The sequence below is a fragment of the Pseudarthrobacter sp. NS4 genome (assembly GCF_024758005.1).
Classification (GTDB): domain Bacteria; phylum Actinomycetota; class Actinomycetes; order Actinomycetales; family Micrococcaceae; genus Arthrobacter.
The window spans coordinates 283570-306487 of sequence record NZ_CP103288.1 but is presented as its reverse complement, the minus strand read 5'-3'; the positions used below and the strand labels follow the sequence as shown (position 1 = coordinate 306487).

General features: G+C 65.8%; 23 protein-coding genes and 1 pseudogene. 17 read left to right on the top strand and 7 right to left on the bottom strand.

Annotation, left to right across the window (positions count from 1 at the left end; genetic code table 11):
* Positions 1-21 precede the first annotated feature (21 nt).
* The 7 genes from NXY83_RS01450 to NXY83_RS01420 all read left to right on the top strand — a co-directional run bounded on the left by NXY83_RS01450 (position 22) and on the right by NXY83_RS01420 (position 8548).
* Positions 22-1716, top strand: coding sequence for an amidohydrolase (locus NXY83_RS01450; protein WP_258804351.1), 1695 nt, complete (start codon positions 22-24; stop codon positions 1714-1716).
* A 40-nt stretch (positions 1717-1756) separates the two neighbouring features.
* Complete coding sequence (locus NXY83_RS01445; protein WP_258804350.1) at positions 1757-2851, top strand: agmatine deiminase family protein; 1095 nt, start codon at positions 1757-1759, stop codon at positions 2849-2851.
* Complete coding sequence (locus NXY83_RS01440; RefSeq protein ID WP_258804349.1) at positions 2848-4584, top strand: amidase; 1737 nt, start codon at positions 2848-2850, stop codon at positions 4582-4584. Before NXY83_RS01445 ends, NXY83_RS01440 begins: the two co-directional genes overlap by 4 nt.
* A gap of 867 nt (positions 4585-5451) precedes the next feature.
* The gene (locus NXY83_RS01435; protein WP_258806385.1) at positions 5452-6708 is read left to right on the top strand and encodes a D-arabinono-1,4-lactone oxidase; all 1257 of its coding nucleotides are present in this window, start codon (positions 5452-5454) and stop codon (positions 6706-6708) included.
* 44 nt (positions 6709-6752) lie between these two features.
* Entirely contained in the window at positions 6753-7088 is a 336-nt protein-coding gene (locus tag NXY83_RS01430; protein WP_258804348.1) for a hypothetical protein, read from the top strand.
* 105 nt (positions 7089-7193) lie between these two features.
* Positions 7194-7412, top strand: a complete 219-nt coding sequence (locus tag NXY83_RS01425) for a hypothetical protein (protein WP_258804347.1) — start codon at positions 7194-7196, stop codon at positions 7410-7412.
* Complete coding sequence (locus tag NXY83_RS01420; protein ID WP_258804346.1) at positions 7409-8548, top strand: Vms1/Ankzf1 family peptidyl-tRNA hydrolase; 1140 nt, start codon at positions 7409-7411, stop codon at positions 8546-8548. Before NXY83_RS01425 ends, NXY83_RS01420 begins: the two co-directional genes overlap by 4 nt.
* 94 nt (positions 8549-8642) lie before the next feature.
* Here the strand turns inward: NXY83_RS01420 and NXY83_RS01415 are convergent, their stop codons facing one another.
* Positions 8643-9203: a MarR family winged helix-turn-helix transcriptional regulator gene (locus NXY83_RS01415; protein ID WP_258804345.1), complete on the bottom strand. Its 561-nt coding sequence runs from the start codon at positions 9201-9203 to the stop codon at positions 8643-8645.
* Positions 9204-9462: 259 nt separating this feature from the next.
* Between NXY83_RS01415 and NXY83_RS01410 the strand changes: the two genes are divergently transcribed.
* Genes NXY83_RS01410 through NXY83_RS01400 form a run of 3 tightly spaced genes read left to right on the top strand, consistent with a single transcriptional unit; the run spans position 9463 to position 11440 of the window.
* Positions 9463-10320 (top strand): hypothetical protein, encoded by an 858-nt coding sequence (locus NXY83_RS01410; RefSeq protein WP_258804344.1) that lies wholly within the window; start codon positions 9463-9465, stop codon positions 10318-10320.
* Complete coding sequence (locus NXY83_RS01405; protein WP_258804343.1) at positions 10317-10748, top strand: phage holin family protein; 432 nt, start codon at positions 10317-10319, stop codon at positions 10746-10748. The genes NXY83_RS01410 and NXY83_RS01405 overlap by 4 nt, the downstream gene beginning before the upstream one ends.
* Complete coding sequence (locus tag NXY83_RS01400; RefSeq protein WP_258804342.1) at positions 10745-11440, top strand: DUF3618 domain-containing protein; 696 nt, start codon at positions 10745-10747, stop codon at positions 11438-11440. Before NXY83_RS01405 ends, NXY83_RS01400 begins: the two co-directional genes overlap by 4 nt.
* A 67-nt stretch (positions 11441-11507) precedes the next feature.
* Here NXY83_RS01400 and NXY83_RS01395 read toward each other — a convergent pair whose 3' ends face one another.
* Complete coding sequence (locus NXY83_RS01395; protein WP_258806384.1) at positions 11508-12305, bottom strand: LysR substrate-binding domain-containing protein; 798 nt, start codon at positions 12303-12305, stop codon at positions 11508-11510.
* Here NXY83_RS01395 and NXY83_RS01390 point away from each other — a divergent pair.
* Positions 12304-12708: a DUF5997 family protein gene (locus tag NXY83_RS01390; protein WP_258804341.1), complete on the top strand. Its 405-nt coding sequence runs from the start codon at positions 12304-12306 to the stop codon at positions 12706-12708. The genes NXY83_RS01395 and NXY83_RS01390 overlap by 2 nt on opposite strands.
* A gap of 84 nt (positions 12709-12792) precedes the next feature.
* Here NXY83_RS01390 and NXY83_RS01385 read toward each other — a convergent pair whose 3' ends face one another.
* Positions 12793-13173 carry a VOC family protein gene (locus NXY83_RS01385; protein ID WP_258804340.1) on the bottom strand — a complete coding sequence of 127 codons (381 nt, stop codon included), beginning with the start codon at positions 13171-13173 and terminating at the stop codon, positions 12793-12795.
* A 107-nt stretch (positions 13174-13280) separates the two neighbouring features.
* On the opposite strand from NXY83_RS01385, the gene NXY83_RS01380 reads away from it, so the two are divergent.
* The 3 genes from NXY83_RS01380 (at position 13281) to NXY83_RS01370 (ending at position 15570) form a co-directional block, all read left to right on the top strand.
* The gene (locus tag NXY83_RS01380) at positions 13281-14171 is read left to right on the top strand and encodes a glycerophosphodiester phosphodiesterase (protein ID WP_258804339.1); all 891 of its coding nucleotides are present in this window, start codon (positions 13281-13283) and stop codon (positions 14169-14171) included.
* A gap of 100 nt (positions 14172-14271) precedes the next feature.
* On the top strand, positions 14272-14874 hold the full coding sequence (locus NXY83_RS01375; protein ID WP_258806383.1) for a hypothetical protein: 603 nt from the start codon (positions 14272-14274) through the stop codon (positions 14872-14874).
* Positions 14875-14967: 93 nt separating this feature from the next.
* A complete protein-coding gene (locus tag NXY83_RS01370; RefSeq protein WP_258804338.1) occupies positions 14968-15570 on the top strand; it encodes a DUF6919 domain-containing protein in 603 nt (200 codons plus the stop codon).
* A 99-nt stretch (positions 15571-15669) separates the two neighbouring features.
* Here the strand turns inward: NXY83_RS01370 and NXY83_RS01365 are convergent, their stop codons facing one another.
* Together NXY83_RS01365 and NXY83_RS01360 are read right to left on the bottom strand one after the other, a co-directional pair.
* Positions 15670-16152, bottom strand: coding sequence for a pyridoxamine 5'-phosphate oxidase family protein (locus NXY83_RS01365; protein ID WP_258804337.1), 483 nt, complete (start codon positions 16150-16152; stop codon positions 15670-15672).
* Between the two features lie 67 nt (positions 16153-16219).
* On the bottom strand, positions 16220-17611 hold the full coding sequence (locus NXY83_RS01360; RefSeq protein WP_258804336.1) for a flavin monoamine oxidase family protein: 1392 nt from the start codon (positions 17609-17611) through the stop codon (positions 16220-16222).
* A gap of 138 nt (positions 17612-17749) precedes the next feature.
* Between NXY83_RS01360 and NXY83_RS01355 the strand changes: the two genes are divergently transcribed.
* The gene (locus NXY83_RS01355; protein WP_258804335.1) at positions 17750-18454 is read left to right on the top strand and encodes a TetR/AcrR family transcriptional regulator; all 705 of its coding nucleotides are present in this window, start codon (positions 17750-17752) and stop codon (positions 18452-18454) included.
* A gap of 3 nt (positions 18455-18457) precedes the next feature.
* Here NXY83_RS01355 and NXY83_RS01350 read toward each other — a convergent pair whose 3' ends face one another.
* The gene (locus NXY83_RS01350; RefSeq protein ID WP_258804334.1) at positions 18458-20017 is read right to left on the bottom strand and encodes an MFS transporter; all 1560 of its coding nucleotides are present in this window, start codon (positions 20015-20017) and stop codon (positions 18458-18460) included.
* Between the two features lie 359 nt (positions 20018-20376).
* Between NXY83_RS01350 and NXY83_RS01345 the strand changes: the two genes are divergently transcribed.
* Together NXY83_RS01345 and NXY83_RS01340 are read left to right on the top strand one after the other, a co-directional pair.
* Positions 20377-21369, top strand: a complete 993-nt coding sequence (locus NXY83_RS01345; protein ID WP_258804333.1) for a Gfo/Idh/MocA family protein — start codon at positions 20377-20379, stop codon at positions 21367-21369.
* A 12-nt stretch (positions 21370-21381) separates the two neighbouring features.
* Positions 21382-21502 (top strand): annotated as a pseudogene (locus tag NXY83_RS01340) (acetyl-CoA C-acyltransferase); the annotation flags it as partial.
* A 258-nt stretch (positions 21503-21760) separates the two neighbouring features.
* Here NXY83_RS01340 and NXY83_RS01335 read toward each other — a convergent pair.
* Positions 21761-22804: a LacI family DNA-binding transcriptional regulator gene (locus NXY83_RS01335; RefSeq protein WP_258804332.1), complete on the bottom strand. Its 1044-nt coding sequence runs from the start codon at positions 22802-22804 to the stop codon at positions 21761-21763.
* Positions 22805-22918 lie beyond the last annotated feature (114 nt).

Genomic DNA, 22918 nt, shown 5'->3' with positions numbered 1-22918 from the left:
CTCCTGAAAGAAAGCATTTCCTTGACTGCGCGTACGCTCTACACCAACGCCACCGTTTTCACCGCTGACGGCTCCCTCGCCGAGGCCTTCGTGGTGGATGGCTCCCGCTTCATCCATGTCGGCGACCAAGCCGCTGCCCGGAACGTGGCCGGCGAAGAAGCCACTGAAGTCGATCTTGCCGGCGGATTTGTCCTTCCCGGCTTCATCGACGCCCACACGCACCTGCTGATGATGGGGCAGGCCCTGAAAAAGGTCCCGCTGCGGGACGCGAGTGATCCTGCCGATCTGCAGCGACGCCTCCGGGAGGCCGCCAACGCCAGCGACGCCGCCCGGATCCTGGGGGCTGGATGGCTCTACAGTTCACTCGCCGGCCAGGCCCCCACCCGGCAGCTGCTGGACGAAGCGGTGCCGGACCGTCCCGTCTACCTGGATGCCAATGACCTGCACTCGGTCTGGGTCAACAGCGCGGCCCTGGCCGAACTGGGGATCGATGGCAACACTCCCGATCCCATCGGGGGACGGATTGGGCGCGACCCGGACACGGGCGAGGCTGACGGCATGCTGTTCGAGACGGCAGCCCAACAGATTGTCTGGCCGGCACTGGCTGCCCATGCCACGGACCAGGACCGCGATGCCCAGCTGGAGGAGGCCTTCGCGAACTACCTCGCCGTAGGCGTCACCGGCGCCGTGGACATGGCGGTCCAGGACGACGACCTGGCCGCCTTCCGCCGCGCCATGGAACGGCGCGGCGGCACCCTGCCCATCCGGGTCAAAGGCCACATCCTTGTGTCCCGCCATGCATCTGCGGCTGAGAACCTGGTGCAGGTGGCCAAAGCAGCGTGGCTGGCCGCCGAGCTCGACGGCGACTGGCTGCAGATCTGCGGCATCAAGCTCATCGTGGACGGCGTCATCGACAGCTGCACCGCTGCCATGAAGGAACCGTACGCTGACGGAAGCTCCTGCGAGCCCATCTGGGACCGGGAATCCCTGATTCCCGTGGTGGTGGCCGCAGACGCCGCCGGCCTCCAGATAGCACTGCACGCCATCGGCGACGAAGCCTCCGACATCGCCCTGGACGCCCTCGAGGAGGCATACCGCCGCAATGGTCCGCGGGACCGGCGGCACCGTATCGAGCACCTGGAAACCGTGACCGAGGCCAACGTCCGGCGGCTTGCTGCCCTTGGGGTGGTGGCCTCTATGCAGCCTGTCCACGCAGACCCCGCCATCCAGGACAACTGGCGGAGCGTCCTGGGTGACCACCGCATCGAGAGGGCTTTCCCCTGGACCGAATTTACGGAGGCCGGCGCAACCCTTGCCCTGAGCACTGACGCGCCCACGGCTCCACACAAGCCGCTGCCCAATATGTACATAGCCGCAACACGGCTTTCCGCACTCGATCCGTCCCTCGAAGCGAACCTGCCCGAATATGCCCTGGACCTCACCGACGCACTCTGCCATGCCACCCGCGATGCCGCCTTCTCCTGCCGCGCCGAAGACCAGCAGGGCCGGATCGCTGCCGGCCACCTTGCAGACTTCACCGTCCTGGACACCAATCCGCTCCAGGCTGACGCGTCCCGGCTGCTCACCAACCACGCCCGGCTCACCGTGGTGGGCGGCACAACAATGTTCGACGCCGGCACCGCCGCAGCTCCCCCGCTCCCCGCTGCTTCCCCGCACGGCGCAGTGGACAGGCACCGCCTCGGCCAGCCCGCCTGAAGCAATACCACGGACGATCAGAAAGAACCCTGGAAGACAGATGAAACCAGCACCCGCCCCCGCCACGACAACACCGGCCCCTGAACCGGCCTCCAGCGGCCGCATGCCTGCCGAATGGGAGGCCCACCAGGGAACGTGGATGGCCTTTCCGCCACCCAACGAAACCTTCGGTCCGGCCGGAAGCCCCACCCTGGACCGCGCCCGGGCTGCCTGGTCCACGGTAGCCCGCACCATCGCCCGCTATGAGCCGGTTACGGTCGTGGCCGATCCGGGCGATGCCGCCGCCGCCAAAGAGTCGCTCGGCGACGGGATCACCGTGGTGGAAGTTCCCCTCGATGACGCATGGCTGCGTGACAGCGGACCCACCTTCGTCCACCAGCCTGACGGCTCGCTGGCCGCCGTCGACTGGGTCTTCAACGGCTGGGGCGCACAGGAGTGGGCCGCGTGGGGGAATGACCAGGACGTGGCACGCACAGTGGCTGCGAACGTTTCAGTGCCGGTCCGGCCCAGTTCGCTGGTCAATGAGGGCGGGGGATTCCACGTGGACGGTGAAGGGACCGTGCTGCTGACCGAGACGGTGCAACTGGACCCGGGACGCAACCCCGGCGCCACCAGGGAATCGGTCGAAGCCGAAATCCACGCCGCCTTGGGCACCACCAAGGCCATCTGGCTGCCCCGTGGCCTGACGCGCGACTACGACGAGTTCGGCACGCGCGGCCACGTTGATATTGTGGCTTCCTTCGCGGGCCCCGGCACTGTTTTGCTGCACCGCCAGGACGACCCCGCCCATCCGGACCATGCGGTCTACCAGGAACTTTCCGCCGTCCTCGCCGGCCAAGTGGATGCCAAGGGCCGTTCCCTGCGGATCATCGACGTCCCGGCACCCACCGTCCTTCAAGACGGCGAAGGGTTCGTGGACTGGTCCTACATCAACCACTATGTGGCGAACAACGCGGTGGTGCTGTGCGCCTTCAACGATCCCAATGACGCCATAGCCTTGAAGATCGTGGGACGTGCCTATCCGGACCGGACAGTGGAACTGGTGGACGCGCGGGACATCTTCGCATTCGGCGGCGGCATCCATTGCATCACCCAGCAGCAGCCGGCACCCGCAAAGAAGGGCTCCCCGGCGTGAACCCGTTCGATATTGTGGAAGCCGGCATTGGCGAGCTGCGCGCGGCGCTGGAGGCAGGCGAGGTCACCAGTGAGGAGCTGGTGCGTCTTTACCTTCAGCGGATTGCGAAGTATGACTCGTCAGGCATATGCCTGAACGCGCTTGTAGTGATGAATCCGGACGCGCTGGCCGATGCAAGGGCGTCGGACGCGCGCCGTGCCGACGGCGCAAAACTGGGGCCGCTCGACGGCATTCCCTACACTGCCAAGGACAGCTACCAGGCGCGCGGCCTCACTGTCGCCGCAGGGTCCCCGGCGTTCCAGGACCTGGTGGCGCAGAACGACGCCTTCACCATCGAGCGGCTGCGTGGCGGCGGTGCCGTCCTGATCGGCCTCACCAACATGCCCCCGATGGCCAATGGCGGGATGCAGCGCGGCGTCTACGGCCGGGCTGAAAGCCCCTACAACGCCGATTACCTCACGGCAGCCTTCGCCTCCGGATCCTCGAATGGTTCCGGCACGGCCACGGCCGCCAGCTTCGCCGCCTTCGGCCTCGCGGAGGAAACCTGGTCATCAGGACGTGCGCCGGCGTCGAACAATGCCCTGTGCGCCTACACCCCTTCACGCGGTGTGATCTCCGTCCGCGGCAACTGGCCGCTGGTTCCCACCATGGACGTGGTTGTTCCGCACACGCGTACCATGGACGACCTTTTGGAGGTCCTCGACGTGGTGGTGGCGGACGACGACGAAACCCGCGGTGACTTCTGGCGGGTACAGCCCTGGGTCCCGCTCCCCAAGGCATCCGAGGTTCGCCCGGACTCATACCTGGAGCTGGCGGTCCCGGACCCGGCCGCGGCTCAACGCGTCCTGGCCGGCAAGCGCATCGGAGTCCCCCGGATGTACATCAACGCAGACCCGGGCGCCGGCACCGCCGAGGCACCCGGCATCGGCGGCCCCACAGGCCGGCGCATCCACACCCGGGCCTCCATCATCGACTTGTGGAATGCGGCCCGGCACGATTTGGAAGCCGCGGGCGCCGAGGTCATCGAGGTCGATTTTCCGGCCGTGTCCAACTATGAGGGGGACCGTCCCGGCGCCCCCACCATCGCCACCCGCGGCCTGGTATCCCCGGACTACCTGCGCCGGGAGATCGTGGACCTCTCCGCCTGGGCGTGGAACGACTTCCTCGACGCCAACGGAGACCCTCACCTCCGCCGCCTGGCCCACGTCGACGGTGTTGCGATCTTCCCCGCGCCGGACGGGTCACTGCCGGACCGCTACCAAGGCTTCGACGACGACATCAGCGACTACCCCGCCTGGATCCGGAAAAACGGGGTGCCGTCCCTGACGGAGATCCCCCACCTCAAGGCAGGGCTGACCGGACTTGAGGAAACCCGCCGGATCGACCTCGAGGAGTGGATGGACGGGCTGGGCATCGACGCCGTCGTGTTCCCTGCGGTGGCGGACATCGGGCCCGCCGACGCCGACCGGAACGAGGCCTCCGCAGACCTGGCGTGGCGCAATGGGGTCTGGGTGGCGAACGGGAACCTGGTCCCCCGGCACTTGGGCATCCCCACCGTCACGGTCCCCATGGGCGTGGCCCCGGACATCGGCATGCCCGTGGGGCTCACCATTGCCGGCAGGGCCTACAGCGACACGGAACTGCTGCACCTGGCCGCAGCCTTCGAAGCCACCGGCAGCCGCCGGGTACCGCCGCCACGCACCACGTCCCCTGGGAAAGAAACAACGGCATGACCAGGGCCACTGCAGTTGCCCCGGGCACTGGATTCAGGAAGGACGGGCCTGGGTCCGTGAGGGCAAGCGTCCGGCCCAGCCGGGTGGTCCCGGTGTTGAAGGCGGCCGCGAAACGGTCGTCCGACGTCGTACTCTCTGCCGCCAACAGGACCAGGTGGCCGTCGCGCAGCAGTTCACGGTTGTTGCGGCTCCCTTTGAGGACGTCCAGCAGGTCCTGGTTGGTGAGCAGTTCCAGCGCTTCCGGGGGCGAGGACGGGAGGTCGCAGCCGAGCATGAGCGGGGAACGGGACATGCACCAGAGCGACAGCATGGTCCGCTGCTCGCCGGCGTCAGGCGGCTGAGCCGTTCCTTCCCCCGCTCGGCGCGCAGGGCGATCCGCCCAACGGGCAGCATGTCGGCATCTGCCCACCCGCCCGGCTGCTGGTGTGGCGCCCAGCGGGCCATCCGGGTGAACTGTGCCTCCACGTCCTCCCACACGTCCCAGAGATCGTCGGAGACCCGCCACATGTGGGCGCTTCCGGGAATCGTAGTAGGCCTGCGCGCCGGCGTGCCCGTGGTTGAGGCCGAAGTTGTCGGTGTTTCCAGTCGCCGAGCGGCTTGAAGCCCAGTCCACCTGCTGCCGAGGGAAACCTGTTGACGGCGGGCAACTGCCTGCCGTAGGGGTCCAGCTCCAGCTCGGCCATGTCGTTGTAGCCGCCTGGGGTCCCGCAAGAGTCATCCGGCACACTTACAACGATAGAAAGAAATGCGCCACCACTCTTGTTGCCGCCTCCACAGAGGGGGTGGCCGCGCCGTGACACTGTCTTGACAGGAGATTTGTTAGCGCTGACAGTTGGATGAGCCAACTCCCCCAACCGGAAAGCCATGATGAAGAACTGGGCAGGAAACCTCGAATACGCTTCAGCCGATGTGCAGCGCCCGGAGTCCGTGGCTGAACTCGCCGAGGTGGTTGCCCGCTCGCACCGCGTCAAGGCTCTGGGCTCGCGGCACTCCTTCAACCGGGTGGGAGACACGGACGGCGTGCACGTCCTGTTGGATGCCCTGCCGCAGCAGATCGATCTGGACTCCTCGAAGGGGACGGTCCGGGTCAGCGGCGGCGTCAGCTACGGGGCGCTGTGCCGCACGCTGGAACAGTCCGGCGTCGCCATCCACAACCTGGCATCGCTGCCGCATATTTCGGTGGCAGGGGCAGTGCAGACCGGCACGCACGGGTCCGGTGTGGACAACCCGTCGCTCGCTGGTGCCGTCGGGTCCATCGAACTGGTCCGGCCCTCGGGGGAGCAGGTGACCCTGTCCCGCGCCGGCGGCGATGAGTTCCTGGCGAGCGTGGTGGCCGTGGGTGCCCTGGGCATCGTGACCGGACTGGAACTTGCAGTCCGTCCCAGCTTCCGGATGCGCCAGCGTGTTTTGGTGGACCTGCCCTGGGACGGCGCGCTGGAGAGGTTCGACGAACTCGTCTCGAGCGCCTACAGCGTGAGCCTTTTCACTGACTACGCAGGGGATGCCATCAGCCAGGTCTGGCTCAAGGCGCTGGAGGACGAACCGCCCCTGGCGGACCTGTTTGGCGCCACCGCAGCCCTCAGTCCCCGGCACCCCCTGCCGGACATGTCGGCGGAGAACTGCACGCTCCAGCTGGACGAGCCCGGCCTGTGGCTGGACCGGCTGCCGCACTTCCGCCACGAGTTCACGCCCAGCAAGGGTGAGGAGCTGCAAAGCGAATTCATCCTCCCGCTGGAGCACGCGCCGGCCGCCATCCAGGCTGTCCGCAGCCTCGCCGACAAGTTGGCACCCCTGCTGTTTGTGTCGGAGATCCGCACCGGCGCGGCCGACGAGTTCTGGCTCAGCCCTTTCTACCGCCAGCAGAGCGTGGCGCTGCACTTCACCTGGAAGCCGCTGCAGCCGGAGGTGGAAGCACTGCTTCCGGAGCTCGAGGATCTGCTGCGCCCCTTCGGCGCCAGGCCGCACTGGGGCAAGCTGTTCTCCCCGGACGGCCACGACTGGGAGCTGCTGTACCCCCGCTTCGCAGACTTCCGCTCCCTCGCCGCTGCGCACGATCCGGGCGGCAAGTTCCGCAACCCGCTGCTGGACAGCATCCTCGGCGTGCCCGCCGCCAGCTCCCGCTGAGCTGCGGCGGTTGGGCGCGTGGCGCTACCGGTTAGGCTGGACAGATGAAACGCCGCCTCGCCGTCCTGTCCGCCGTCCCTTTGATGCTGCTGCTTGCCGGCTGCGGTGCCGTGGAAGAGGCTGCCGGCAATGCAGCCAGTGACGCCGTGTCGAAGGTTGCCACGGCGGCCGCGGACGAAGTGAACCGGCAGGTTTGCGCTGTTATCCAGGACGGCCTGGTCAGCGCTGAGGACAAGCAGGTGCTGGGCGGCCTTGTCTCGGCGGCACGGACTGCCGGTGTCCCGTCCGAAATTACGACGCCGCTGGGCGAGATTGCGGAGGCCGGGGACCAGGTGCCGGCTGAGTCCGTCCAGGCCCTGAAGGACGCCTGTTCAGCGTAGGTTGTGCCCCAAAGATTTACCCCTTTAGCCGCCTGGTTCTTGGTGCTACCGTGAAATGACGAGCTAGTAAGCCTGTGATACTAATCACGCGCAAAGGAGATCGTCATGGCAGCGGAACGCGGCAATACGAAGCACGGTTCAAATCTGGACGACCAGATGAAGCACGAAACCCAGGGCGTGGTCCACGGCAACCAGCCGGCCCACGCAGAGGAATGGCGTGAAACGGAGCCCTTCCCGGATGACACGGATCCTGCCGAGGTGCAGGAGGCCCTCAACCCGGTTGCAGCTCCGGACCCGCTCAGCGATGAGGAGGGGGAACAGTGACCGGCAGCCTGAAGGAATACGCGGACCTCTACCGGCTGCCCGGCCCCTGGTGCACAGCGTACGTAGACGCGGGAACCGGGACGGTGGACACGCTGGAGGCCGGGGACGCCTGGCCCGGCAACGCCCGCACCCGGCTGGAGCCCCAGGGAGCAGCTGCCGCAGACCTTGAAGCGTTGGAGCAGGCACTGCAGCCGGAGCCAGGAGTCCCCGCTCCAGTCGCGAGGTTCGTCCTGGTCCATCAAGGCAAAACTGAAATCAACGAGGTCCTGCCGGGTGAGCGGGTCCTCCCGGAGCGGCTGTCGGTGGACCCGGTTCCCGATCTGTTGCCGCTGGTGAAGCACCGGCCGGAAGAATTCCCCTACATCGTTGCCGAAGTAAGCCGGGAGCACGGGGAAATCCGGTTGTATCGGGCAGGTGCCGGAGCACCTGAGAGCACCCAGGAGGTCCAGGGCGAAACCGGGCATGTGAGCAAGTTCCAGGGCGGGGGCTGGGCCCACCTCCGGTTCCAGCACCACACCGAGGACGTTTGGCGCCGGAACGCCGACGAGGTGGCCGGCGAGATTGACAGGCTCGTCGCCGACAGCGGCGCCCGGCTGGTGGTTCTGGCCGGCGACGTCCGGGCCCGCGGCTTGGTCCAGGAGCAGCTCGCCAAGGCCACCCAGCCCCTGGTGTCAGTGGTTGACTCCCACACCCATACGGGCGGTGCCGACGATTCCCTCCTCAATGACCAGGTCAACCAGCGGGTCGCCGAGGTCTGGGCTGCAGAGCAGCAGGAAATCATGGACCGGCTGGCAATGCAGGAGGGCCAGGCCAACCCGGAGTCAACCACCGGGGTCGGCGCCGTGGTGCATGCGCTGCAGCAGGCACAGGTGGAGGTGCTGATCTTCAATGATCAGGCCCTGTCCGAGCGGACGTTGCTGGCCCTCGACGCCGAGCCGTGGATCGCCACCGCTGAGGAGGAATCCCTGGCGGCAAACGTCCTGGGAAAGGTTCCCGCTCCCGCAGCGCTGTTGCGTGCGGCCGCCCTGACCGATGCGCGGGTTCTTCTGGTTCCCGGCCCCGTCCTGCCCGAGGGCGTGGATGTTGCCGCCCTGCTCCGCTGGTCAACAGGTCCGGCCGCGCCGGCGTCGTCGTAGAAAGTGCCGCCGGAGGCCAGGACTGGCCTCGCCGAATAGGTGGTTGAGTTGTCGAAGCCGGGTTTCGGCAACCAACAACCGCCCACTGCCGGGATCAGGACTGTGAGTCCTGGTCCCAATCCGGATGCTGGTCCATTCCGCGCCGGCCGCCGCTGCGACCGCTATGCCCGGTGTGCTGACGCCGGACCGAGCGGTGCTCGGGGGCAACGAACGGGACCACTTCGGGATCGTGGCCGGCGGGCAGGGCCTTAACAAATTTTGCCAACTCTTCCCTAAGCACTTTCCAGGCGATGCCCGGATCGTCCGGATAGGCGTTGATTTCAGCCTCCCGGGCGGCCTGGAGGGCAGCATGCCCGGCTTCCGTCAGTTCCACTTTCAACTGCCGGCGGTCTGCGGCATGCCGCGTCCTGGTGAGGTGCCCCGAAGCTTCGAGTCGTGTGAGTACCCGGCCCAATGTCTGGCTCTGAACGCGGATGGCTTCCGCCAGCTGCTCCTGATTGAGCGGTCCGGCAGCCAGCCCTTCGAGGGCTATGACGGCAGCGCGGGTCAGGCCCAAGTGCGCCAACGCGTCGTCCTGGCGCCGCTGGACCAGACGTGCCGCCAGAGTGATCAGGCGGTAACTGCTCCGGGCGTCCGGATCGAGATTGCTGGTCATCGGCCGAGGCCTTCCTGTAGGTGGCAAAGTGCGGGGGTCGCCCTGCGTCGCTACCTTCCTACAATAAGCATGCTTAGCATCATATTCGCAAGTAGGCTTACTATGGGCCGCCCAAACACGCCTTGAACTGGGCTGACATCACCAGCGCCCCTTGCGCATCAAAAGGGAAGTGTGCTTAGTATCTAATTAGTAACCTTGCTTACTAACCCAGCACTGCTGGTTCTTGATCGCCAGCCAGCCCTTGAGGAAAGAGAGCCCGATGACAGAGAACCAATGGCCCCAGACGCCCACTACCCCTGTGACCAACCCGTATGGCGCATCAGAGGTAGGAACTGAAGACAGCTTCACCACCGCCCCCGCCCCGGACTCCTCCGGAACGTCCAAGAGCCAGGCGGCTAAGGAAGAGGCCTCGAACGTGGCCGGCCAGGCCGCATCGGCAGCCCAGAATGTAGCCCAGACTGCCAAGGAAGAGGCAGCCAACGTTGCCTCCGAGGCGAAGTCCAGCGCACAGGACCTCCTTGGCCAGGCAAAGTCGGGACTGAGCAGCCAGGCCGGTACCCAGCAGCAGAAGGCCGCCGAGGGTATCCGGACCATCTCCAGCCAGCTGCAGAGCATGGCGGACGCACCGGACCAGCAGGGCATGGCCAGCGACCTCATCCGGCAGGCTGCCCAGCGCAGCGAATCCGTGGCTTCATGGCTCGAGAACAAGGAACCGGGCGACCTGCTCGGTGAAGTCCAGAGGTTCGCCCGCAACCGTCCCGGCACCTTCCTGCTGCTGGCAGCAGGCGCAGGCGTCCTGGCAGGCCGCCTCACCCGCGGCCTCACCGCCGGCGCCACTCAGTCGCAGAATGCAGTGCAGGCCGCGCCGTCGCAGCGCGTGGCGCAGCCCCAGCCGGTTGCGCCCCTCCGCCAGGAGACCGTCTATGCCGCAGGCACTGACGATCTCTTCGATGAGCCGGTGGTGGGCACACGTGCACCCGTATCCACCTCAACGCTGCCGTCGGGAACCGCGGAGGACTCCCCGCTCAGGTTCGAGGATGACCCCTACCGCGATGAGGACGGCAGCTACCACGCTGCGGACGGCACTTACCGGTCGACGGAAGGACGCCAGCTGTGAGCAGCCAGATTCCGGAGCCTCCTCCGAGTGAAGCGCATGTGAAGGCCGATAACGCCTCGTTGGGTGAGTTGCTGGGTGATGTGACCCGGGACCTGTCCACGCTGATGCGCCAGGAATTGGAGCTGGCCAAGGCAGAGGCCAAGCAGTCCGCCACGAAGGCAGGCAAGGGCGCGGGCATGCTCGCCGGCGCCGGGGTGGCCGGGCACTTCGTTCTGGTCTTCCTGTCCCTGGCGCTGATGTTCGCCCTGGGCGCCCTGATGCCGCTGGGCTGGGCTGCCGTGATCGTCGCCGTGATCTGGGGCATCATCGCCGCCGTCCTGGCAGCGATCGGCCGCAAGAAACTCAAGCAGATCCAGGGCATGCCCCAGACCGGCGAAACACTTTCCGAGATCCCCCCAACCCTAAAACCAGGTGAGGTAAACCGATGAGCGATAACCCGGACGCAATCCGTTCAGATATTGAAGCCACCCGAGCACGCCTGGGCACCAACGTGGACGCCGTCGCGGACAAGGTCACCCCAGCCAATGTCGTCCAGCGGCAAACCGACAAGGTCAAGGGCAGCGTCAAGGACGCCGTCGCAGGAGTCAAGGAGAAGGTAATGGGAGCAGCCGATTCCGCCACGTCCACAGTCGGAGACAAGGTTTCCACTGTCCAGGAGAAGGTCTCGTCGGGCACCAGCAGCACCGGTGGCGCCATGCACTCCGCCGGTGACAGCCTGCACGGGGCCAAGGACAACGCCGCGGCCAAACTCTCCGACGCCGGGACCGCGATCTCCCAGGCACCGGACCAGGTCAAAGCCAGAACCCAGGGCAACCCCCTGGCCGCAGGCCTGATCGCGTTCGGCGCCGGGATGCTCGTCTCGTCCCTGATCCCGCCAAGCCAGAAGGAGCGCGAAGCGGCCGACCAGCTCAAAACCGCCGCGCAGCCCCTGGCCACCCAGGTCACCGACGCCGCCAAGGACATGGTCCAGGACCTCAAGGAACCTGCCCAGGAAGCCATGGACAACGTCAAAGCCACCGCCACCGACGCAGCCCAAAACGTCAAAGCCGAAGGCCAACACGCCGCCACCGACGTCAAGGACCGCGCCACCGACGCCAAAACCAACGTCCAAAACACCTAATACGGTGGCCTAACCAGACGTGACAGGCCGGCTCCCCATCCGGGAGCCGGCCTGTTGTCAGGTTCAGCTAGCGTTTGCCCTTTTTGCGTGAGCCCTTGCCGCGGCCCTTGTCCGGGTTGGGCGCATACCGCTGGGCCACCTTTGGCGCCTTCCTGGTCCCGCTGCCGCGCCGGTCCGGCTTGGGCTCCTTCTTCACCTTCGCGGGCTGCGCTGATGGTTGCCGCGAGCTTTGGGCGGTGCGCCCCCGGACGATCCCGATGAACTCCTCAAGAACCTCGTTGGTTGAATCCGCGGGCCACACCAGGGCAATTTCCGTTCCGGGTGCGCCGGTGAGCCGGCGCGCAACAGTGTCCTTGACGTTGAAATGGCGGGCCACGGACATGGGCAGGATCACCAGTCCGGCGCCGGCGGCAACCACCGCGAGGGCAGCTTCCGGACCGCCCAGCGCGGAGACGTCAAGGAATGCCTCCTGCTCCAGGTCCGCGAGCGCCACTTCCTCGAATACTGAAATCTCGTGGCCTTTCGGGGCCACCACGACGGGCTGCTCCCCGTACAGTGGAATGACACTGAGGCCGTCGCGCTCAATGGGCAGACGAACAAAGGCCATGTCCGCGGAACCGCCGCGCACCGCCTCAACCCCCGCACCGCCGTCGTGCATAAACGCCTCCAGCGGAATATCCGGCATCCGCTCCTCCCACCGGCGGATCCATTTGCCTGGCGTCACCCCAGGCACGTAGGCAATGCGGAGCGTCTGGGGCACGGCCTGCTCAGCCGGGACATCATGTTCGGCGGGAGCGTCAGGCGGGGAGGTGTTGTCGGAGGGCACGTCTTCACAGTACCGTCCGCCCGGATACCCTTGAAGCATGACCTCTGCAAACTCCCAGTCCATGAAGCCGGCCACCGTTGCCAAGAAACTTGGCATCTACCTGCCCGCAACGCCCCAGGAGTTCCAGGAATCAAGCATCACCCGGGCCGAATTCGCCGAGCTCCAGGCCAACCCGCCGGAATGGCTCGCCGAGCTCCGCCGCAACGGGCCGCACCCCCGCCCCGTGGTGGCGCAGAAGCTGAACGTTTCCATCAGCGGCCTCGCCCGCGGCGGGGTTGAAGAGGCGCTGACGACGGCGGAAATCACCGCGCTGCTCCAGGCTCCCCCGCAGTGGCTGGTCACCGAACGCGCCACGCATGCCGCCGTGCGTGCCGAAGCCCAGCGCGTGAAGGAAGAAGCAGCCAAGAAGGAAGCGAAGAAGGCCCGCGCCAGGGCTGAGTAGGCTGACCGACTCAAGTCAGAGGCTTGTTCGCGGATCCGGCCCCCAGGGTCAGCACCCGCGGACGAGCCTCTGGCGCTTAAGAGGTCAGTCCTGGTGCAGCTGGACGAAGTTGCCGCAGCCGTCGTCGAACACGGCGCTGATGCCTGAGGGGTCCTCGGCCGGTTCTCCCTTGAACACCACGCCCGCGTTCACCAGCCGGTCGTACTCCGCCCGCACGTCCGGGACGCCGAAGACGATGGCCGGCATCCCGGCGTCGTGCAGCGCATTCATGTAGTTGGCGCCGATCGGGTTGTCGGTGGGTTCCAGGAGCAGGCCAACCGAGCCGTCGCCGGCGCCCGGATCCTTGATGATGAACAGGTTGTACTCGGGCATGGCCATCAGGGTTTCGAAGCCCAGGGTGCCGGTGTAGAAGGCGTGGGCAGCGGCGGGGTCCTTGACGTGGATGCTGCACATTTTGAGTCTCATGGTGCCTAGGGTACGCGGGAAGGCCGGCAGAAGGACTTAGGGCGCCGTTGTATTCCGGTTAAGTGGAAGGCGCCCCGCTGTTGGCTTTGCTCCAATAGTTTCGACTGGTGACCAGCAACGAAGTCCTTTCCGCTGTGCAAGAGCAGAACGTTCAATTTGATTCAATTACCAGTTCCTATGGCGAGGAATGGCCAGGTGCCTTCGTTATTTCGGGCCACCGTGGAGCGATGACCCTGGCGCCCGAGAACAGCGCATTGTCGTTCCATCTGGCGGCCTGCCATGCCGACGAAATCGAACTGGATGTCCGAATAACAGCTGACGCCGTTCCCGTCGTCGTTCACGACCCCACCCTCGGCCGCCTCGCGGCCGGCAAACACCCTCTCGGGGATGTGCCTCTCAACCAGTTATCACTGGCACAGGTCCGTTCAGTCCCCCTGGCCTCCGGGCAGCCGGTCCTTACTCTTGCCGATGTGCTGGATATGGTCGAAGTACGGCTCCAGATGGAGATCAAAGATCCCGCCGCCGTTCCGGGCATCGCCGACCTGTTGTTCAGGCGTCCTGGCTGGCTGCCGCGGATCAGGTTCAGCAGCTTCCTGCCCGAAGCTTTGTTCCGGCTGCAGCAGCACCTGCCGGATGTTCCCCGCGGCCTTATCATCAGCGCTTTTCCTGGCACCGCTGAGCAGCAGGAAGAACTCACGGCAACATTGGCCCGCACCGGTGCCACCACTTTGTACTCCGGGTTCGAAAACCTGTCCCGGCTGCATGTCGCGGGCTTGCGCAGCAGCAACATAGATGTTCACGTCTGGCCGTTGGGCTCCTTTGAGGATGTTTGCCGGGGGCTGGAGTTGCTGGCGGCGGGTGGAACTGCGGATGATCCGGGACGGGCGCGGGGGTGGCTGGACTCAGTCAGCGGCCCTGCGTGGCTCCAGCCGCTTCTGGGCGCCAGGGGACCGATGAAACGCGGGCTGCCGCACATCCCGCAGGACTGCTCAGGCTGACCTGCCCGGGCCATTGACCCCGGTTCCCGAACAGGGTGCAATGGAATAACAGCCCGGGAAATCCGCGGGCCGGGCATGCGCAGGAGGTGGGGTGTCGGCCATGGGGGAAGCACTGTTCGAGGGACTGGTCCAGGGAGTTTGGGCCCTGATACTCTGCGGCCCCATACTGGTTGCCAGCGTGGCCGCGACGGTCTTTGTGGTGCGGCGCCGCGCCCTGGCCGGCGGGGACAGCGGGAGTGAACGCTCGGACCAGCTGTTTTGGGACCTCTTCCTGGGATCAGCCGTTGCCGTTCCTGCCCTGCTGATCCCCACCCTGATTTCGCCGTGGACGGGCCTGTTTTTGGGCGGGGCGGGGGTGGCTGCCGGGGTTGCTGCCTACCGGGGCACCCCCAAGTATCTGGCGCGGCGTGCCGCCCGGAGTGACTACCAGGCGCTGGAGTCCGCCCATGTGGCAGCGCGGGCCCAGCATGATGAGCTGATTGCCCGGTGGCGCCGCTATGAGCTTGATCCGGCCTGCAGCATCGACTACCCCTCCCTGACGGACGTCCGGCTTCCGGAGACGTCGGCCCTCATCAAGGCGATGCGGGCGGCAGACCAGCTGCGCAATGATCCCCACCAGGGCTACCCCGAAGCCGTCGCCCGCCTGGCCGCCTCCCTCGCTGCTGCGGAGCGGGCAGCAGGAATTCCGGCCGAGCAGTCCTAGGCGGCAGTTTTTCAGGCATTTTCAGGCGGCGGACGTTAAGTGGTGTGTCGGCCGCAGTGGAGTGGTCTGCGGTGACGGGGATAGCATCCGAAGATGAAGCCCGAGGAATTGCCATCCCGTGACCAGTTCGGCCGGCTGCTGGAGGACCGCGGGGTCTGGCGGCAGGCCACCTCCCTTGAGGCGGCCGGGGAGCTGACCGCACGCTGGCTGGAGGGTGGAAGCTCCTACCAGCCGGGACACCTGGCGGCCGGCTTTGACGAGGAGACGGCCCCCATCGCGGCCGCCCTGGCCAAGCTGAACCGGAACGGGTTGTTCACCAAGGAATCCCAGCCCGGCCTCTTGTCCGGCTCGGCCGCGCAACGGGAGTATGTAACGGGTTTTTGCAGCGCCACCATGGCCGGAGCACTGCTGGCGCTCTCCACCCGCACCGAACTGGTGACCGTGGCCCACGCCCCGGGCGAGGAGAGCAGCGCCGCCATCCCCGTGACCCTGGCCGGAACGGAAGTGACCACGGTGCTTGGCTCCAGCGAGAACCCGGTGGATGAGGAACAGATCCGGGACTGGGCTGAGGAAACCAACGATTCCCTGGCGCTGCTGCTCGCCGACTCCTGGTACGTGGAAATCCTGGACCCGGTGTGGGGCCGGAATGACGTGCTGCTGCCGGCGGTACTAGGGGCACTGACCGGCCAGGATTAGCCTACCGGCGGGCTCCCGCGCCTGACCTTCCTGCGCCCCGGCCCGGAAGGCGCGAAAGGCGGGGCAGCAATCTGCTGCCCCGCCTTCCTGCATGTGAACTTAAAGCTCGACGGTGCCGCTTTCGCCGACGCTCATCTTGCTGTTGGTGACCTTGGACTTCACCCACTGCAGCACCGTGGCTGCCGTGCCGCCGGGGCTGGTCCAGTACTCCGCCGAGTCCGAGTCGACGCGGAGCAGGCAGACCTCCGGGGTGTCCGGTCCGTCCGGGAACCAGGCTTCAACCGCCTGGTTCCACATCTCACGGATCCTGGCGCGGTCCGTCACAACCTCCGCGCGGCCTGCCACCGAAACCCACTCTGTGTTCTTGCCAAACGCGACGTTGACGCGGGAGTCCGCCCGGACGTGGGCAACCTGGGAAGTGCCGAGCCCGGTGTAGAACCACATGTCGCCGTCGTCCTTGACTTCCTGGACGGCCAGCGGGCGGCTGACGAGGGCGCCCTCTTCGTTGATGGTGGTCAACATTCCGATCTTGGAATCGTTGATGATATCCGTAACCTTGCTGATGCTCTGGGCGTCAGTCATGCCTCACCTCTTTCGTCTGGGGGCGGGGACGTTCCCCACCGGCCAGCCTATTAGTAAGCATGCTTATTTACCATCCGGCGGGAACAGCCACCTTCGCTTCTTCGGCAACCCGGGCTGCCGTGCGGAGACCCATCCGGATGGCGCCGTCCACGTGCTGGTACCCCTCGGCCGCGAGGTCCGAGGAGGACCAGTAGATGGGCCCGACGGCGGCGTGCTGGTCCTTGCCGTAGCGGTGCAGCCCGCCCAGGTCGTAGCTGGCTGCGTAGGCACCGCGCGTCCATTCCTCCGAGCCCCAGTCGGACTCGTAGTAGACCTCGGGCGTCAGCGCCTCCTCGCCAAGGAAGCCGGCGATCGAGGCCAGGATGGCCTTTTTGCGGCCTTCGGCACTCAGCTCGAACACGGCGTCCGCTTTTTCGTCCGAGATGAAGCCCACCAGGGTGCCGCGGGTGTCGCCGTAGTTGGTGTTGTCGTACACCTCCTGCACCAGGGCGTCGGCGCCGAAACCGGTGCCGGACAGCCCGGCGTTGCGCCAGAACGGCTGGCTATAGACGGCGTGCACCTTGATGACCAGGCCCAGGGACTGGTGCTGGTGCATCTGGTGCTGGCGCCGGGGCAGCGGCGGGTTGAACGAGACGCGGGAGTACAGGTTGGGCGGAACGGCCATGATCACGAACCGGGCATTGACGGTGGCGCGGTCGGATTCGACGGTGACGCGGTGGCCGCCGTCGGCGTCGGGCTCCCAGTTGACGGTGCGCACCGGGGAATTGAGGACGACGTCGTCACCGAGTTCCTGTGCGAGCAGCAGGGAGACCTGCTGCATGCCGCCCACCACCCGCCGGTCCAGGATGAAGTCCTCATCCGTGAGGTGGGTGAATGATCCGGCGGAGGCTGCCATCAGCACGGCCTGCAGCGCGGAGAAGGCGTGCGCGGGCTTGGTGAGCATGCCGCCGGCGATGAACAGGCCGATGTTTTTGCAGGCCTCCTCGTTGGCGGAGTTCTGCCGCAGCCAGTGGTGGAAGGAGATGGTGTCCAGCTCGCGGGCCTTGGGGTGCGCCCAGGGTTCGGTGGGCCCAATCTCGGCCGCGAGTACGTCCAGCAGGGCTACCAGCCTGTCCATTTCGACGGCGGTTGCGGGGTCTACGGGGAAGGTGTCGCCGGTGTAGCGCATGGGAATGCCGTCCGGACCGATGTAGACGGACTCGCCCTGGCGGTACCGGGGGTAGGTCTGCAGGCCCAGCTCATCAAGCAGTTCCAGGAGCACGGCCTGGTCCGGCGAGACCCACTGGCCGCCGATCTCCAGCATGGCGCCGTCAACGGTGTCGGTCCAGGTGCGGCCGCCCACGCGGTCGCGCGCCTCAAGCACTGCCACGGTGAGGCCGGCCTTCTTCAGTTCGCGTGCCGCTGTCAATCCGGACGGTCCGGCTCCAACGACCACAACGTCGCGGTTAAGGTTCAGCATGATGTCCTTTCTGCGGTCCGCGAGTGACCGGGACCACTAAATGAATGCCATTCATTTTTTAGAACTATAGCGGTTCCTGGCAGGAACCGGAAGTGCCCGGGTGGAATAATGCTTGAGACCACCAGAGAAAGGGCAGTAATGCCGGCAGTATCAGCCGCACAGGGACGCTCCACCGGAAAAGCCGCCGGCAATGCTGAGGCACGGCGACGGCGGGCGGGCAGGCCTTCGGCGGCCGTGCTGGACAAGGTGGGCATCACCGGCGCCGCGCTGGAACTCGTCAGCCGGAAAGGCTACGAGGGGCTGACCATGGCCGCTTTGGCCAGGCAGCTCGACGTCGCGCCTTCTGCCCTGTACAACCATGTGGCGTCCAAGCGTGACGTGCTGCTCCTGGTGGAGGACCACCTGATGTCCCTGGTGGATGTTTCCGGCTTTGGCACCTCGCCGTGGGAGGAGGCTGTGCGCTCGTGGGCCTGGAGCTACCGGAATGTCTTCGCGGAGCACACCCCGCTGATCCCGGTTATCGCCGTCCTGCCCGTGACGGACGCGCCGCAAACGCTGGCGATGTACGAGGCAATCAGCAAGGGATTCCTCGACGCCGGCTTTCCGGAGTCGCGGATTGTCTCCTCGATTGTGGCGCTGGAGTCCTTCATCTTTGGGTCCGCCTACGATGTCACCGCGCCGGAGGACATCTTCGAGCCCGGTTCCATGGCTGAATCAACCCCGCACTTCACCGCCGCCGTCCGCAGCATTGCCGCGCCGCCGTCGTCGGAACGTTCGGCCGACACTGCATTTACCTTGGGCCTGGAGGCGCTGATTTCGGGACTGGGCGCGCTGCGGGGTTAACCCTTAATCAGCCAGGGGCCGGGCGGTGGTGCCGCTGTCGCCGGCCGCCTCATTGTCGCTTGCCGGGCCGCCGGCGGCGTCCTTGTCACGGGCAGCCTCGGCAGCCGCCCGCGCGTACGAGGCTGAAACGCGGCGGTACACCGGGGTGAGGAAGGCCAGCAGCGCGGCGGTGATCATGATGATTCCGGCGATCAGGAATACCAGGGCGATCCCGCGGGAGACGCCCTCGCCCAGCAGCGGGGCCAGCTGCGCGGAACCCTCCTCGGACCTCGCGTACGGGATGATCCAGAACTGCGCGATGGGTGCGATGAGGAAGGCGGTGATGGGTGCTGCCGCGGACTCGAACGCCATCGCGAACCCGAACACGCGGCCCTGCCGGTGCAGCGGCACCACCTGCTGTATGACGGTCTGCTCGGCAGCTTCCACGACAGGTATCAGGACCAGGTACAGCCAGATGCCGGCGACGTAGAGCCACGCCCATTCACGGATGGTAAACACCGCGCCGAGGAACCCCATCACCACCACGGCGATGAGCATGCTGCGCAGCGGGTTGGAGCCGAGGCCGAACTTGCCGATCAGCGCACCGCCCACGATGAACCCGGTGGAACCGAGAGCGAAGAAGGCCCCCCAAAGCTCCACGGGGAACATCTCCAGGCCGTACGGATCCATCAGTGCCATGTACACGCCGCCGATGAAGTTGTTGAAGGTGGAGAACAGGATCAGCGCGAACAGTCCGGCGATGGCCATGACGGCGGCAATGGAACCGCGGAGGTCGAAGGCGCCGTGGGCGTCCGTCGCGGCCACGCGTACTTCCTCGGGCATGCGCAGGGTGAGCAGGTGTGCGAACGCCAGCGCCGTGAGCACACCGGCGACGACGACGGTCCAGCCCATTCCCAGCAGCCCGATGGAGAGTCCGGAGAGCACAGAGGTGACGATAAAGGCGAGCCCCTGCACCATGCCCACCATGCCGTTGGCGTTGGCCCGCCGGTCCGGCTCGATGAGGATGGTGACCGTGGTGGAGAGGGCGACGTTGCGCATGTTTTCCACCACGGCGCCCACCAGGATGATCAAGGCGAAGATCCAGAACCAGGGCTGGGTCAGGTCCAGCAGCCTTGGCGTGGGTGTCAGCAGGAACATGACTCCGGACAGCACGAACATCACCAGGGTGAAGCCGGCGGCGAAGCGCATCACGGCCAGTTTGCGGTAGCGGTCCACGAAGGTGCCGAAGCTGATGCTGGAGAGGGCGATCAACAGCATGTACGCCCCGCCGATCACGCCGGTGGCGATCACGTTGCGGGTCTCCAGGTACACCCAGAATGTCAGGGCGAACCAGAGGTAGCTGGTGGTGATGTTGGCGAGCGCGGTGTTCACCAGGATCCCGGCGAAGGTGCGCTGGCGCTGGTCCGGGCTGCGCAAGGAGGTGTCGACGGCGTCGGGATCAGTCAGGCGGGGAGCGCCGCCATCCTCTGCCTGGGCGGAGGCGTGGGCCGCGTCCTCGTTCAGGTTCGCGCCGCCGTCGTGAGCTTCAGCGGCCCTGGAAGGGGCCGGTTCCTGCCCGGTCATGCGGTCCAGTGTAGTGAGTCCGGGCGGATGCCGACACGGGTTTGATGACGATTAGGGGTTTCGCGGAATCCGTCCGCCATTCGAACCGCTGGTTCCTCTTGTTCCTCAGCGAGCCAGGGCAGAGCGGCCCAACTTTTGAACCCGCTGTTCTACCAATCATTTGGGTCCACGATCCTTTTGATGGCCGCTGTCTGTTCCACATTCAGGACGACTACGAACTACAGCTGGCCGCATCATGACCGAAATTCGCGTCTGTTGTGCAGGAACTTATACCGGAAACCGGCTGGCCCGTTTGTCTGCGAAGGTGGTTCCAACAGTACTGTTTTCAGTCAAGGTAGGTTGTAGAAACGGAGAGTTCAATGGGAGAGAAATTGCGTTGGGGCGTCCTGGGCACCGCACGCATCGTCCGAAAGACAATTCCGGCGTTGCAGGAAACGAGAAACGGTGAGGTCCTAGGTATTGCGTCCCGCACCGAGCAAAAGGCCCGAGAGTACGCTGATAAGCACGGCATTCCACAGGCTTTTGGTTCTTATGAGGCGCTGCTCGCTTCCCCGGACATCGACGCCGTCTACATTGCGCTGCCGAACGCACTGCACCTCGAATGGATTCTTAAAGCCCTGGACGCAGGCAAGCATGTCCTTTCTGAAAAGCCTTTGGCAATGAGCGCCGCCGAGTGCGGGGAGATTGCGCGCAAGGCCAACGAGACCGGGCTGAAAGTCCTGGAAGGCTTCATGTACCGTTTTCACCCACGTTTCGAAAAGCTGCAGGAGTTGCTTGCAGCCAGCGCGGTGGGCACATTGACCTTTGTCCACGTCGCACACTCCTTCGACGCGGGCGGGGACGACAACATCCGCTGGTACACCGGGCTCGGCGGCGGCGCACTTTTCGATGCCGGGTGCTACTGCGTCAACATGAGCCGGATGGTCACGGGGCAGGAGCCTGCTCATGTCGCCGCCTTTGGCAACTACCGTGACGCCAACGACAGCGGTCGGATCGACTCCAGCATTGCGGGCATACTGCGCTTTCCCGAGGGCGCAACCGCGCTGTTTGATACAGGGCTGAACCTCGAGCGCCGCAACTTTTTGGAAGTCACGGGCACCGGGGGCCGTCTCTACCTTGACAATCCGTTTGGGCTCCTGGAGGAGAATTCGGTCCTGGAGGAACATCACTTCGGGCAGGACACCGTCTATCACGGGGTCAAGGGCGAAAACCATTTCGTACGGATGGGCGAACACTTCGCCGATAGTGTTCTCAACGGAACGCCGCTCCGCTACTCTCTCACGGACGCGGTAAACAACACCCGGGTGTTGGAAGCTCTCGACCGGGCAGCGAGGGAGCAAGCGGAGGCGTGACGCAGAGTTCGCTCCCTTGGAACGCTGCGGCCGGCCTTCAGCAAAGACGGCACAATCACAGCCGGCAACTCCTCCCAGATCACGGACTGCCACAGCGTTGGTTCTCGTAACCAGCGCAGCTGCCCAGCTTTTGTGAACCCAGGCATGGCCGAGGTGTCCGTCCGGCCTGCCAAACGCCCCCGGGGCGGACTGGACCCCGCGAGACTCAATTTCCTGAACGACTCCGGTCCCGGGTGGCAGGCCGGCAGGATGCCCACCCCTGCAGCCGCGAGCACTATTTACGGGGGCCTCCCGGGTGGGATCTGAGTACCGGAACCGGGTCTTTTCAAAGGAGAGCACGCGAACCTGCCGCCGGTTCGCTTGGCGCGGCCGACGCATCCTTCACCGTCGTCTAGGAACGCGGATCCCCCGTCGTATTTTCCCCTACAGCGGGCGAAGACGGCGGCGGTTCTGCGTGTTCCCGGTCCGGTCCGGTAGTTGCGCGGACGACCAGTTCCGGGTTGACAACGAGGTGGCGCGAGTCCGGCCCAACGCTAACTTGGCCCAGCAACAGCTCCATGCATCTGCGGCCAAGCTCCTCGAAGTCCTGGCGGATGGTGGTCAGGGCCGGATAGAAATAGGCTGCATCCGGCTGGTCGTCGTAGCCTACTATGCTGACGTCACCAGGAACTCTGAGTCCGGCTTCCTGCACAGCCTTCAGGAAGCCCAGAGCCATCTGGTCGTTGCTGATGAACATGGCTGTGACATTCCGCTGCGCGGCGAATTTCAGGCCGGCCTCATAGCCGCGCTGGGCGCTCCAGTCACCCTCCACTAGATAATCAGTCACGAGGCCCGCTCCGGACATGGCTTCCCGCCAGCCTTCAACGCGTTCAATGGCGTCGTACCAGCCCGCAGGCCCGGACAAGTGGCCGATTTTCCGGTGCCCCAGGCCGACCAAGTGCTCCACGGCCAGGCGGGCGCCGAGCCGTTGATTTACCACCGCACTTCCCAAGTGCCGGTTGCCGGCAGACCCGGTCACCACGGGGAAGGGCAGCTTGATGCGGTCCAACGCCTGGAGCACCCCTGGGTCCGGGATAACGATGACTATGCCGTCCACGGATTGCTGGCTGAAGTGCGCAATGGCGTCCTCTACGCTTTGGGACGTTACTTCCCGCAACGTGGCGAAACTGACGAAGTAGCCTGCATCACGCGCTGCGGTTTCGATACCCAGCAGCGTCTGTGAAGGACCGAACTGGCCCAGCGCGGCGGCCAGCACCCCAACTGTCTGTGACTTCCTGGTCACGAGGTTGCGGGCTGCGGTGTTACGCCGGTAGCCCAGCTGGGCAATGGCGTATTCGACGCGTTGCCTGGCATCCGAGCTGACATGCGGGTGACCGTTAAGGACCCGGGACACCGTCTGATGGGAGACGTTTGCCAATCGGGCTACGTCCTTCATCACGGGAGGATGCAGCCCGGGTTCCCGTGAGGACATGCGGATCCCTTCGTAAGCTGACGAGCAGGACCCGTGCATGGGTACTTTTTGTCATACCTACCGAACTGGTCCTTCGGC